The 13,415-nt window shown below is 66.2% G+C and carries 11 protein-coding genes and 1 pseudogene; 2 read left to right on the plus strand and 10 right to left on the minus strand.

What is annotated here, in order from left to right:
• Nucleotides 1–88 precede the first annotated feature (88 nt).
• A complete protein-coding gene (locus ACZ60G_RS18970; protein ID WP_465811389.1) occupies nt 89–1,249 on the plus strand; it encodes a lipase family protein in 1,161 nt (386 codons plus the stop codon).
• A gap of 13 nt (nt 1,250–1,262) precedes the next feature.
• On the opposite strand, the gene ACZ60G_RS18975 is transcribed toward ACZ60G_RS18970, so the two are convergent.
• The 10 genes and pseudogenes from ACZ60G_RS18975 to ACZ60G_RS19020 all read right to left on the minus strand — a co-directional run bounded on the left by ACZ60G_RS18975 (nt 1,263) and on the right by ACZ60G_RS19020 (nt 12,725).
• Nucleotides 1,263–2,504: a TetR/AcrR family transcriptional regulator gene (locus tag ACZ60G_RS18975; RefSeq protein WP_465811357.1), complete on the minus strand. Its 1,242-nt coding sequence runs from the start codon at nt 2,502–2,504 to the stop codon at nt 1,263–1,265.
• Nucleotides 2,505–2,684: 180 nt separating this feature from the next.
• On the minus strand, nt 2,685–3,932 hold the full coding sequence (locus ACZ60G_RS18980; RefSeq protein WP_465811390.1) for a TetR/AcrR family transcriptional regulator: 1,248 nt from the start codon (nt 3,930–3,932) through the stop codon (nt 2,685–2,687).
• A gap of 264 nt (nt 3,933–4,196) precedes the next feature.
• Nucleotides 4,197–4,439, minus strand: a pseudogene (locus tag ACZ60G_RS18985) (type II toxin-antitoxin system VapC family toxin); the annotation flags it as partial.
• Nucleotides 4,414–4,551 carry a LacI family DNA-binding transcriptional regulator gene (locus tag ACZ60G_RS18990; RefSeq protein ID WP_465811358.1) on the minus strand — a complete coding sequence of 46 codons (138 nt, stop codon included), beginning with the start codon at nt 4,549–4,551 and terminating at the stop codon, nt 4,414–4,416. The pseudogene ACZ60G_RS18985 and the gene ACZ60G_RS18990, both read right to left, overlap by 26 nt.
• A 119-nt stretch (nt 4,552–4,670) precedes the next feature.
• Complete coding sequence (locus tag ACZ60G_RS18995; protein ID WP_465811359.1) at nt 4,671–6,614, minus strand: acetoacetate--CoA ligase; 1,944 nt, start codon at nt 6,612–6,614, stop codon at nt 4,671–4,673.
• 31 nt (nt 6,615–6,645) lie between these two features.
• Complete coding sequence (locus ACZ60G_RS19000) at nt 6,646–7,458, minus strand: HpcH/HpaI aldolase/citrate lyase family protein (protein ID WP_465811360.1); 813 nt, start codon at nt 7,456–7,458, stop codon at nt 6,646–6,648.
• Nucleotides 7,455–7,943, minus strand: a complete 489-nt coding sequence (locus ACZ60G_RS19005) for a MaoC family dehydratase (RefSeq protein WP_465811361.1) — start codon at nt 7,941–7,943, stop codon at nt 7,455–7,457. The genes ACZ60G_RS19000 and ACZ60G_RS19005 overlap by 4 nt, the downstream gene beginning before the upstream one ends.
• Entirely contained in the window at nt 7,940–9,100 is a 1,161-nt protein-coding gene (locus ACZ60G_RS19010; protein ID WP_465811362.1) for an acyl-CoA dehydrogenase family protein, read from the minus strand. Before ACZ60G_RS19010 ends, ACZ60G_RS19005 begins: the two co-directional genes overlap by 4 nt.
• Nucleotides 9,097–11,130, minus strand: a complete 2,034-nt coding sequence (locus ACZ60G_RS19015) for an acetyl/propionyl/methylcrotonyl-CoA carboxylase subunit alpha (RefSeq protein WP_465811363.1) — start codon at nt 11,128–11,130, stop codon at nt 9,097–9,099. The genes ACZ60G_RS19010 and ACZ60G_RS19015 overlap by 4 nt, the downstream gene beginning before the upstream one ends.
• A 5-nt stretch (nt 11,131–11,135) precedes the next feature.
• Entirely contained in the window at nt 11,136–12,725 is a 1,590-nt protein-coding gene (locus ACZ60G_RS19020) for a carboxyl transferase domain-containing protein (RefSeq protein WP_465811364.1), read from the minus strand.
• Between the two features lie 93 nt (nt 12,726–12,818).
• Here ACZ60G_RS19020 and ACZ60G_RS19025 point away from each other — a divergent pair, with 93 nt between their 5' ends.
• The gene (locus tag ACZ60G_RS19025) at nt 12,819–13,412 is read left to right on the plus strand and encodes an SACE_7040 family transcriptional regulator (RefSeq protein WP_465811365.1); all 594 of its coding nucleotides are present in this window, start codon (nt 12,819–12,821) and stop codon (nt 13,410–13,412) included.
• Nucleotides 13,413–13,415 lie beyond the last annotated feature (3 nt).

Below are 13,415 nucleotides of genomic sequence, written 5' to 3' on the forward strand. Positions count from 1 at the left end.
GTGGAGGTAGATCTTGACTCGTCTGATTCTTCTTTTTCTCCGCCGCAGCCGCCGCGGTTGGTCCCATGCCCTCGGTGCATTCGGCGGTGTGGCACTGGCGCTGCTGCTGGCGACGCCGGCAACCGCGGAACCGATGTTTCCGTGGCCCGATCCGGACCCGTTCTACGCTGCACCGGCGGATCTGGGCGCGCATAGCCCCGGTGACGTGCTCGACGTGCGGGCATTGCCGCCGGTGCCCCTCTTCGCCGGCGCCACCGCCACGCTGGTCAAGTTCCGGTCCACCGACTCGCACGGCGGGCCGATCGCGGCGACCACCACGGTCATTACCCCACTCCTGCATCAGCCCGACGCGCCGTTGCTGTCGTATCAGCATTTCATCAATGCGCTCGGTACGAATTGCGCGGTATCGCACACGCTGTACAGCGGCGATCTGAATCTGGGGACGACAGTCTCGATGTTGAATGCGGTGCTGCAGCGGGGTTGGAGTATCGCGCTGCCGGATCATCTCGGACCGCAGTTCGCTCTCGGAGCAGCACGTTTGGGGGGTCAGATCGTATTGGACGGCATCCGGGCGGTGAAACGGCTGCCCGACCTCGCCGTACAGCACAGCCCGGTAGCGCTGGCCGGATACTCCGGTGGCGGATTGGCCACCGCATGGGCGGCAGTGCTGCAGCCGTCGTACGCACCCGAGCTGCAGCTCCAGGGCGCGGCAATGGGCGGCGTCCCGGAGAACCTGGTGACGATGGCGCAGGGGCTGGGCCTCGAGTCGCACCCGGCCTTCGGACTGGCCATGGCAGCGGCGATCGGTCTGGAGCGGGAGTACCCGGACCAGATACAGACCGGCGCATATCTCAACCCGCGCGGCCTCGCGCTCCGTGGCGCCATGGCCAACAGCTGCACCAACGAAATCCTCTTCATGGGCGCCAACGGCAGCGCCCGCGAATTCGTCACCAGCACTTCGTTCATCGATAGTCGTACCGCGCGGTCGGTGGTGGAGGAGAACAGTCTGGAGCTCTATCCCGGGGTGCCGGAAATACCGATGTTCGAATGGCATTCGCCGGCCGACCCGCTGATTCCGGTCGACTCCATCGGCAACACCGACCGCCGCTGGTGCGGCGCCGGGGTGCGGTTGCAGACGATGCAGGTGTCCGCGCCCGAGCATTTGTCCGCGGCGGTACAGGGTGCCCCAGAGGTACTGCGGTGGCTCGAGGGCCGGATGCGCGGCGAGCCCGCGCCTGTGGCCTGCTGAGATGGGACCGGTATCAGCGGCCGAAGAGGATGACTCGCATAAGGTGTGCGATGCGCTGCTGTGAGCACAGCGGGTTATCGGGGCCGAGCCATTGACCGAGGTCGACGACCAAGGCCAGCGCGGCATGCACCAACACCCGTGATTCCGCTGCGGAGAGCTCGGGCCGGACTCCGATGAGTAGTTTGGCCCACTCTTCGACATTGAGCCGCTGGATATTTCGCAGTACGGTGCGATCCTCCGGCGGCACATTGCTGATCTCCGCGTAGTACACGAAGGTCAGCTCGCGCTCGGCGAACGAGCCCTGCACATAGAGCTCGATCAGGGTGCTCAGTGCCTGTTCGGGGGTGTCCGATGCGGCGATGGCGGGTCCGATGGCCGCCGAAACCCGGTCCGCCGCGCGGCGAAACGCGGCCGCGAGCAGGTCGCCCTTGCTGCGGTAGAAGCGGTACACCGCGGACGAGGCGGGCAGGCCCGCGGCATTGGCGATATCCTCCACGCTCACATTGGGATACCCGTGCTGATGAAAGAGCTCGATGGCACGCACTAACAAAAGCTCGTGTTTGAAAGTGAGCGGAACCTCCTTCGCGCCAAGGGATTCGGTGTCATCGCCGGGGGCGGGCAGATCACACGCGGTCACCGCATGACAGGCCGAGCGCAGCAGTGCCGTCAGCGCGCGCACCGGCACTGCGACATGGTGATCGGAGATGCTGCCGATCACGCTCATCGCGGCGGCCGAGAGCACCGCCCGGTCCCCCTCGGGCAGCTCGGGTCGAGTCTCGGCCAGTAGTTTGCGGGCCACCGAATCGGTGGTGATCAGGTGATCGATGAGGATATGGCGATCGGGGTCCTCCAGATACCGGTTCTGCCAGCGCAGCAGTGCGGCGCTACGGCGATTCGCGATGGAGGCCGCGATCAGGGCATCGAGGATGTAGTCGAGGCGTTCGGCGGCGGGCCGGTCACGCAGTTGCTCGGGCAGGCGCGCGGCCTCGGTGCTCAATCCGGCCAGCCGCAGCGCCTCCTCGCGGAACAGGGCGTATTTGCTCGGATAGTGCCGATACAGTGCGGTCGAGCTGATATCGAGGCGCGAGGCGATGTCCTCCATGCTCACGCCGTGGTAGCCGAATGCGCCGAAGGCCTCCGCGGAGGCGGCGGCGATCTGCGCGCGTCGGTTGCGCGGGCGGCGGCGCACCTCACGCGATGGCGCGGTGCGGCCTGCGGTCGCGTCCTCCGCCGCGCGACGATCCTCGGCATCCATCCCGCGATGTTAGCCCAACCGGACGCTTGCTCGACGTCTCTTCCCAGGGCTGAAATCGTATTGAATAGAAGATCACAAAAATGTGCTATTACGTGGAACGCCTCTGGTCAAATGATGCAGAATATTCACTAACATACTCGGCCCGGCGACAAGCGGCATGTCGAAGCGGAGGGGCGCGGACTACGAGCGCGCCGGGCGTCCGAACAGGACCAGTTGCATGAGCAATCGAACCCGGGCCGGGGAGGCGATCGGTTCGGCACTGAAGTTGCGCCCCAGATCGACCACCAACGCGAAGGCCGCGTGGATCAGGAAGCGAGCCTCGGCGGGTGAAAGCTCCGGTCGCACATCACGCAGCAGTCGCGCCCACTCTTCGACGCTGAGCCGCTGGATATTCCGCAGCACGGTGCGTTCATCGCTCGGAACATGCTGGAACTCCGTGTAATACACGAAGGTCAGCGCGCGCTCGGAGAACGAACCCTCGACGTACTGCTCGATCAGTGTGGTCAGTGCCGCTTCGGCGTCGGCGGCCGCCGCTACCGCTGGGCCGATCGCACCGGAAACCCGGTCGGCGGCTCGTCGGAACGCCGCCGCGAGCAGATCGCTCTTGCCGCGATAGAACCGGTACACCGCCGACGCGGCGGAAAGTCCTGCGGCAGTGGCGATTTCCTCGACGCTGACATTCGGGTAGCCGCGATCATGGAAAAGTTCGACGGCCTTGCGCAGCAACAGCTCATGTTTGAACGAATCCGGAATTTCCGCTGCCGCCGGCAGTTCGGCATCCGCATCCAGCGCTGGCAGCTCGGCGGGCACTATCGACCAGCAGGCCGAACTCAACAGCCGGGCAAGGGATTTCGCGGGCAGACTGGCATGGTGATCGGCGATGCTGGTGATCGCGCTGAGCAGAGCTGCGCGCAGCACCCGCAGCTCGTCCTCGGCGAGTTCCGGTCGCAATGCGGCCAATTGCATACCGATCGCCCCGACGACGGCGAGCTGCTGGTCGGTGAGAACCGTCAGATCCTCGGGTTCGAGATAGCGGCCCTCCCAGCGCACCAGGGTGACGGTCGGCCGATTCTCGATCGTGACGCCGATCAGCGCATCGAGCACCTGCCGCAGCCGCCGCTCCGGCGTCCAGTCTCCTGCCGCCTCCGGCAGCTCGACCGATTCGGTCATGGCCCGGCCCACCCGCAGCAATTCCTCCCGGAACAGCGCGTACTTGCTCGGATAGTGCCGATACAGCGCCGCCGAGCTGATCCCGAGCCCGGACGCGATGTCCTCCATGCTCACACCGTGATAGCCCAGCGCGCCGAATGCGGCCGCCGACGCCGCCGCGATCTGGGCCCGCCGATTCTTCGGCCTACGCCGAATCTCCCGCGGTGCCGAGTCGCCGCTGACCGCCTTGCGCGCCGTACGGCGATTGTCGACACTCATGCCGCCATGGTATCGACAACCTCGACACCCCCATCTGTCTAGGTCGGCCTGATTTGCCCAGGTGGGGGAGCTCGGCCCCATTTCGGGGTCAGCGCCTGCGTTCAGGCGGTGTCGTCGGGCGCATTTGGTGTCGGAGGTGGCCAACCCCAACGATTTCCACGCATCGAGGAGGCGCTTGTCACCGGGTGCGACGACAAGATCGGTGTCCTCCAACTGTTCGGCGGAAGCGCAGTGGACGGCGTCGTACCCGAGCAGCGCGAGGAGGTCGGCGAGTTCGGCCGCGCGCCGGACCAATGCCTCATCCACCTCGGTGATCTCGAGCTGCGGCCAGAGCTGGTCGAGGAGCCGTTGGCACGACGCGTACGCCTGGTCGTCCAGGCGCGCCATACGATGCGCCTGCGCGAGTGCGGCGGCGGTCTCCCCGTACAGCAGTCTGCTCGACACAACGGCGTCGGCGTCATCCCAGAATCGGCGACAGGCCTTACTGCTCGGTTCGCTGACCAGCAGCGGTACGAAGGCTTCGTTTGGCCCGGGGGTTGTTCAGCACGTAGCCGACCGTGGCCTGTGAGATACCCGCGGCGCGCGCAACGTCCGCCGCCGTGACCCGTCTTCCGGGCATCTCACTCACCACCTTCCCGTGCTACCACCGATACGCAGGGAAAAGGGTAATCCGGAGGTATACGCGGGTAAGCGGACTATTGGATCAGGACCATGTGTCGTGGTCCGATACGCGCCGGATCAGTTCTGCGTATTGGGGCGAATGGCGGCGTACCAGTCGAGTAGTTCGGGATTGTCCACGGCGCTGCGTTCGACGACGCGCGTCGGGTCGGCGCCCTGGAAGAGCTTCTTGATGGGGACCTCGAGCTTCTTGCCGGTGCGGGTGTGCGGAATGCCAGGGGCGACGATGATTTCGTCGGGGACGTGGCGGGGCGAGACCTCGGTGCGGATGGTGGTGTTGATGCGGGTTTTCAGGTCGTCGGTGAGGTCGGTGCCGGGGGTGAGGGTGACGAATAGCGGCATCCAGTAGCCGCCGTCGGGTTGTTCGGCACCGATAACGAGGGCCTCGGTGATTTCGGGGAGGCGCTCGACGGATTGGTAGATATCGGCGCTGCCCATGCGGATGCCGTGGCGGTTGAGGGTGGAGTCGGAACGGCCGTGCACCACGATGCTGTTGCGTTCGGTGATGGTGATCCAGTCGCCGTGCCGCCAGATGCCGGGGAACATGTCGAAATACGCGTCGTGGTAACGGATTCCGTCCGGATCGTGCCAGAAACGCACCGGCATGGACGGCATCGGCTTGGTGATGACGAGTTCGCCGACCTCGTCGCGGACCGGCTTGCCGTCGGCGTCGAAGGCCTCCAGTGCGACACCCAGATAGGGCGCGGAAAGCTCACCCGGCCAGGTCGGTACGGTCCGCGCGCCGCCGATGAAGGCGGAGACCACATCCGTTCCACCGCTGATCGAGGCGACCTGGACGTGGTCACCGACATTCTCGCCCAACCACACCGCAGATGCGGGCGGCAGTGACGAACCGGTGATGCCGACCTGCCGCAGTGCGGTGAGATCGTGGTCGGTGCGCGGCACCGCACCCGCCTTGATACAGGCGAGCACGTATCCGGGACTGGTGCCGAGCACGGTAGCGCCGACCTGGGATGCCGTGTGCCACAGTGCATCCGGAGTCGGGTAGGTGGGGCTGCCGTCGTAGCAGACGATGGTCGCGCCGACCAGCAGTCCGGCGACCTGGAAGTTCCACATCATCCAGCTCGGGCTGGTGTACCAGAAGAAGGTGTCCTCGGGGCCGATATCGGCTTGCAGCGCAACGGCTTTGAGATGTTCGAGCACGACGCCGCCGTGCCCGTGCACGATGCCCTTGGGCAGTCCGGTGGTGCCGGAGGAGAAGACGATCCACAGCGGATGGTCGAAATCGACCGTCTCGGTTTCGATGACGACGGTCTCGGTATTGGCGGCCGCCTCGGCCCAGGCCAGTGCGTCCGGAACCGGCAGCCCGAGCTGGGATACCGCGACCGTCGTCTTCACGGTGTCGAGTCCGGCCCGCAATGCCGCGATATCGTCGCGCTTGTCGTGCGTCTTACCGCCGAACCGGTAGCCGTCCGCGGTGATCAGCACGGTGGGTTCGAGCTGGCCGAGGCGGTCCAGCGCAGCCTTCGGCGAATAGTCCTGACCGCAGGCGCTCCACACCGCACCGATGCTCGCGGTGGCCAGAAAGGCGATCACCGCTTCCGGAATATTCGGCAGGTATCCGGCCACCCGATCGCCAGGCCGCACGCCGAGCGAACGCAGTGTGCGCGCGAATGCCGCTGTGCTGTCGATCAATTCGCTCCACGACACCTCGCGCACCGGAGCGTCCTCGGTCACCGCGATGATGGCGGGCCGATCGGTGCGGAACTGCCGCACGACCTGATCGACATAGTTCAGCCGGGTACCCGGAAACCACTGCGCGCCCGGCATTTCGGCGCTTGCCAGCACCTCGCCCGCAATCGGTCCGAGTTCGAAGTAATCCCACAGCGCACCCCAGAAGCCGGGCAGATCGTCGACCGACCACTGCCACAGCGACCGGTAATCCGGCGCGGACTGCCCGGTGCGCGCAGCCACGAACCCGGCGAAGTCGGTGATGCGCGCCTCCGCGATATCTGATTCGGTCGGCACCCATTGTGGTTGCACCGCATTACCTCCTGGGGAGAGTCTTCGGAAATCAGGTGTGGTTCGCGCGCCGCACGATCTGCTCGGCATGCCGCAGTACCGGGGCATCGACCATGCGGCCTTCGAATGCGAAGACGCCCCGATGGTTCGGTACTTCGTCGAGTACCCTTCGAGCCCAATCGATTTCGTCGTTCGACGGCGCGTAGGCCGACCGGATGACCGGCACCTGGCTCGGATGGATCGCCACCTTGGCGTCGAACCCGCTCGCGACCGCATCCACTGCTTCGGCGCGTAGCCCGTCGAGATCGCGGATGTTCAGATACACCGAGTCGAGCGCGAACTTGCCGTACGCCTTGGCCGCCAGCAGTGTGGTCGACCGAACATGGCGTGCCACATCGCGATAGCTGCCATCGGCATGCCGACTGGAGTTACCGCCGAGCCCGGCGATCAGATCCTCCGCACCCCACATGACCCCGATCGCATTGCGCGCCAATACCGCTCGCCCGACCGCCATGGCGCCGAGCGGCGATTCGATCAGCGCGATCACCTCGTAGTCGGTGAGGGAGCCGAGCTGTTCGGCGGATTCGGCCTTCGGCAGCATGATCCGCCGATATTCGGTCTGCGCCAGCGCCGCGAGATCGGGCTCGTGCTCATCGGTGCCGACGGCATTGACCCGGACCACGGTGGTCTCCGGATCCAGCGGAGTCTCGATGAGCGCCTTGCGCGCGGCCGCTTTATCACCGGCCGCGACCCCGTCCTCGAGATCGAGGATCACCACATCGGCTGCCGCGGCGGCCTTTTCGAAGCGTTCGGGGCGGTCGGCGGGGCAGAACAGCCAGGCCGGTCCGGGCATTTGCCAACTCATGCGGGCTCCTTGCGTACCAATGTCTTGCGTACCGCCGTCGCCACGATATCGCCATTCTGGTTGCGCGCGGTGTGTGCGAAGGTGAGGATGCCCTCGCCCGGACGGCTCTTGGATTCGCGCTTCTCGGTGACCACCGTCTCGGCATACATGGTGTCGCCGTGGAACAGCGGCTTCGGGAAGGCGACCTCGGAGAAGCCCAGGTTGGCGACGATCGTGCCCTGCGTCAGCTGCGCGACCGAGAGGCCGATCAGCGTGGAAAGGGTGAACATCGAATTCACCAGGCGCTGGTGGAACGGCGGCAACTGCTCGCTGAAGGCCGCGTCCAGGTGCAGCGCCTGGGTGTTCATGGTCAGCGTGGTGAACAGGACGTTATCGGCCTCGGTGATGGTCCGGCCCGGCCGGTGCTCGTACACCACGCCGATCTCGAACTCCTCGAACCACAGTCCACGCTGCACCACCCGGCGTGGGGCGTTTGTCTCCGTCACAGGCCCAGCTCCCGTCCGATCAGCATCAACTGCACCTCCGTTGTGCCCTCGCCGATCTCCAGGATCTTGCTGTCGCGATAGTGCCTGGCCACAGCGTATTCGTTCATGAAGCCGTAGCCGCCGAAAATCTGGGTGGCATCGCGGGAGTTGTCCATGGCCGCCTCGCTGGCCACCAGCTTCGCGATGGACGCTTCCTTCTTGAAGGGCTTACCAGCCAGCATGAGTGCGGCGGCGTCGTAGTAGGCGGTGCGGGCGGCGTGGGCGCGCGCCTCCATGCGGGCGATCTTGAAGGCGATGGCCTGGTTGCGGCCGATGGCCTGGCCGAAGGCCTCGCGTTCCTTGGCGTAGCGCACGCTCTCGTCGACACAGCCCTGGGCCGCGCCGACCGACAGCGCCGCGATGGCGATGCGGCCCTCGTCGAGAATGCGCAGGAAGTTGGCGTAGCCGCGACCGCGCTCGCCGAGCAGATTCTCCTCCGGCACCCGGACGTCGGTGAAGCTCAGCGGATGCGTATCCGAGGCATTCCAGCCGACCTTGTTGTAAGCGGGTTCGGCCACGAAGCCGGGGGTGTCGGTGGGCACGAGGATGGTCGAGATCTCCTTCTTACCGCCAGACTGTCCGGTCACCGCGGTCACGGTCACCAGTTTGGTGATATCGGTGCCGGAGTTCGTGATGAACTGCTTGCTGCCGTTGATGACCCATTCGCCGCTATCGGTGACCGCGGTGGTTCTGGTGCCGCCCGCATCGCTGCCCGCACCGGGTTCGGTGAGGCCGAAGGCGGCGAGATTGCGCCCACTTGTCAACTGCGGCAGCCATTCCTGCTTCTGCTTATCGTTGCCGAAGCGGTAGATGGGCATGGCGCCCAGCGAGACACCGGCCTCCAGCGTGATCGCCACACTCTGATCGACCTTGCCGAGCTCCTCCAGCGCCAGGCACAGCGCGAAGTAGTCGCCGCCCATGCCGCCGTACTCCTCCGGGAACGGCAGGCCGAACAGACCCATATCGGCCATGCCCGCGACGACCTTGTACGGAAACGTATGGTTCGCATCATGTTCGGCGGCTACCGGGGCGACCACCGACTTGGCGAAATCGCGCACCGTCAGTGCCAGGTCGCGATAGTCCTCGGGCAATGTGCCGGTGGACAGAAAGTCACTCATGCGGAAGTTCCTTCTCGCTCGGCGGTTTCGGGTTCGGTGGGAGCCGCGGCGATGCGTACCAGCGGCTGGTCGAGGCGGACCTGGGCGCCCGGCTCGACCAGGACTTCGACGGTGCCCGCGACCGGTGCGGTGAGGGTGTGCTCCATCTTCATGGCCTCGACCACGACGACCGGGGCCCCCACGGCGACGGTGGCACCGTTGGCGACCGGTACCGCGATCACCGAACCCGGCATGGGACTGCGGATTTCGGCGTCACCGACGTGTTCGGCGCCGCCGCGGACATTCAGCTCGGCCACTTCACGCAGCACGGCGACACCGGACGGTCCGGCCACCCACAGCTGTCCTTCGTGCTCCGCGACGCGGAACTCCCGGCGCAGACCGTCCAGTGTCAGTACCAGCCTTCCGTCGGTGAAATCCGCGGTGAGCGAGACTGATTCGCTGCTGTTGAGATGCACCTCGGCCGCATCGGGAGTGCCGGTCAGGTAAACGTGCTCGGTGCGGTCACCACCGGCGAGCCTGATGGTGGTCGGCGCGGGTGTGCCGATGCGCCACCCGGACGGGATATCCCACGGATCGCTCGGTGCGGCAGGCCAGCGCCGCAGCCAGTGATAGGCAGCGGCGGCGATGAATTCCTCATCCCCGACCGCGGCGGGCTCGAAGTCGCCGACGCGGCGATCCAGCAGTCCGGTATCGAGCTTCCCCGCGGCCACATCCTGGTCGGCCAGCAGAAAGCGCAGGAACTCGATATTGCTGGTGACGCCGAGCAGGACGGTATCGCTGAGTGCCCGATCGAGTTTCGCGAGTGCGGTATGGCGATCGGCGGCGTGCACGATGACCTTCGACAGCATCGGGTCGTAATCGCTGCCGACTACGGTGCCGATGCGCAGTCCCGAATCCACCCGCACGCCTGCGCCTTCGGGCTCGGACAGGTCGAGCACCGTGCCGCCGGTGGGCAGGAAGCCGCGACCGGGATCCTCGGCATAAACGCGGGCCTCGATCGCATGCCCGACGAGTCGCAGCTCATCCTGCTCGACCGCCAGCTTCTGCCCGGCCGCGACCCGCACCTGGCACTCCACCAGGTCGATCCCGGTGACCAGCTCGGTGACCGGATGTTCTACCTGCAGCCGGGTATTCATCTCCATGAAGAAGAACTCGTCCGGCCGATCGGCGGAGACGATGAATTCGACCGTGCCCGCGCCGACATAGTCGACGCTGCGTGCGGTATTGCACGCGGCGGCGCCGATACGCGCCCTGGTCGCGGCATCGAGGAGCGGCGACGGGGCTTCCTCGATCACTTTCTGATGCCGCCGCTGCAGGCTGCATTCGCGTTCACCGAGGTGGATCACGTGGCCGAATTGGTCGGCGAGAATCTGCACCTCGATATGGCGTGGCCGGGTGACGAATCGCTCCAGGAACAGGGTGTCGTCACCGAATGCCGAGGCCGCCTCACGCCGGGCACTGGCCAGCGCGGCGGGCAATGCCGACGGCTCCTCGACCAGTCGCATACCTTTACCGCCGCCACCGGCCGACGGCTTCACCAGTACCGGATAGCCGATATCGGTCGCGGCGTCGATCAATTCGGCATCGGTGAGCCCCGGACGGGCGATACCCGGGACAACGGGCACATCGAAGGCGGCGACGGTGTTCTTCGCCGCGATCTTGTCGCCCATGATCTCGATCGCCTTGGCGGGCGGCCCGAGAAAGACGATGCCCGCCTCTGCCAGCGCGGCCGCGAAAGCCGCATTCTCGGATAGGAATCCGTAACCTGGATGCACGGCCTTGGCGCCGGTGCGCACCGCCGCGGCGACGACCTTTTTGATATCCAGATAGCTTTCCCGGGCCGGAGCCGGACCCAGGCGCACCGCGGTATCGGCCTCGCGCACGTGCCTGGCCTGCGCGTCCGCGTCGCTATAGACCGCGACCGAGCGAATTCCCATGGCGCGCAAGGTGCGGATGACCCGGACAGCGATCTCGCCGCGATTAGCGACGAGCACGGTGTCGAAATCGATGGGATGGGATTTGTTCATCATCGCGCTCACATCCGGAAGACGCCGTAGGAAACGGGTTCGAGCGGTGCTAGCGCACACACCGAAAGGGCAAGTCCGAGCACGGTTCTGGTATCGGCGGGGTCGATGACGCCGTCGTCCCAGAGACGTGCGGTCGAGTAGTACGGATTGCCCTGATGTTCGTACTGTTCCCGAATCGGCGCCTTGAATGCCTCCTCGTCCGCGGCCGACCACGGCTGGCCGCTGCTGTCGAGTTGGTCTCCGCGCACCGTCGACAGCACCGAGGCGGCCTGCTCGCCACCCATTACCGAAATCCGCGCATTGGGCCACATCCACAGGAAGCGCGGCGAATACGCGCGCCCGCACATCGAATAGTTGCCCGCGCCGTACGATCCGCCGATCACCACGGTGAGTTTCGGCACCCGCGCACACGCCACCGCGGTGACCATCTTCGCGCCGTGTTTGGCGATGCCGCCCGCCTCGTAATCGCGCCCGACCATGAAACCGGTGATGTTCTGCAGGAACAGCAGGGGAATCTTGCGCTTATCGCACAGTTCGATGAAATGCGCGCCCTTCATGGCGGATTCGCTGAACAGCACGCCGTTATTGGCGATGATGCCGACCGGATGGCCGTGGATGCGCGCGAATCCGGTGACGAGCGTCTTGCCGTATTCGGCCTTGAATTCGTGGAATCCGTCTTCGCCGTCGACCAGCCGGTGAATGACCTCGCGGACGTCGTACGGCGTGCGCAGATCGACCGGGACCACGTCGTACAGTTCGGACTCCGGCTTCGCGGTCGCGACGGTCGGCGTCACCTCCCATGGGCTTGCCGGGCGCGGGCCGAGCGTGGCGACGATGCGGCGCACGATGCGCAGCGCGTCCTGATCGTCCTCGGCCAGGTGATCGGTGACTCCCGAAGTGCGCGAATGCAATTCGCCGCCACCCAGCTCCTCGGCCGTGACCACTTCGCCGGTCGCGGCCTTCACCAGCGGCGGTCCGCCGAGGAAGATCGTGCCCTGATTGCGCACGATCACCGCCTCGTCGCTCATCGCGGGTACGTACGCACCACCGGCGGTGCAGGAACCGAGCACCGCGGCGATCTGCGGAATTCCCTTGGCGCTCATGGTCGCCTGGTTGAAGAAGATGCGGCCGAAATGCTCCCGATCCGGGAAGACCTCGTCCTGGCGGGGCAGGAACGCACCGCCGGAGTCGACGAGGTACACACACGGCAACTGGTTCTGCAATGCGATCTCTTGGGCGCGCAGATGCTTCTTCACCGTCATCGGGTAGTAGGTGCCGCCCTTGACCGTGGCGTCATTGGCCACGATCACGCATTCCCGCCCGGAGATCCGGCCGATGCCGGTGATGATTCCGGCGCCGGGGCATTCGTCGTCGTACATGCCCGTCGCGGCCAGCGGGGAGAGCTCGAGGAACGGGCTGCCCGGATCGAGCAGCTGATCCACCCGCTGCCGGGGCAGCAGCTTGCCGCGGGCCACATGCCGCTCACGCGCCTTCGCGGGCCCGCCGAGCGCCGCTGCGGCCAGCCGGGCGCGCAGATCCTCCAGTAGCGCCCCGTGTGCCGCGCGGTTGTCGACCCCGACCTGTTCGGTCACCGTCATCACGCTGTCCTGCCATCCAGTTAGTCGCCGATAACTGGAATTCAGGTTAATGTTGATTAACCGAGATGTCCAGGTGTGCTGAAAGGAGCGCGTGTGACCAGCACCGACCCCGTCGCGCCCACCCGCAGGGAACAGCTGAAGCTGCAGCGAAGAGCGCAGCTGCTGGATGCGGGTGCCCGGCTCATCGCCGATCGCGGTTTCTTCGGCATGCGCCTGGACGACCTCGGCGCGGCCGTCGGGATCAGCGGTCCGGCGGTCTACCGGCACTTCCCGAACAAGGAGGCGCTGCTGGTCGAACTGCTCATCGGGGTCAGTCAGCGGCTGCTCGCCGGTGGGAAGGCGGTGGTTGCGCGGACCGAGTCGGCGCGGGAAGCGCTGGACGGGCTGGTCGATTTCCATCTGGACTTCGCGCTCGGCGAGCCCGAACTCATCCGCATCCAGGACCGCGACCTCGAGAACGTGCCGGCCGGGCCCAGGCGCGAACTGCGGCGCACCCAGCGTCAATACGTCGAGATCTGGGTGGCGGTGCTGCGGGAGTTGCACCCGGAACTGCCGGAGGAGACCGCGCGGGTGCAGGCCCACGCGGGCTTCGGCTTGATGAACTCCACGCCGCACAGCGCCACCAATGCCACCGCCACCCGGGCCCGGCCAATACTGCGTCGCATGGCGCTGTCCGCATTGGGCTAGGCC

The organism is Nocardia sp. NPDC102475, assembly GCF_055584605.1.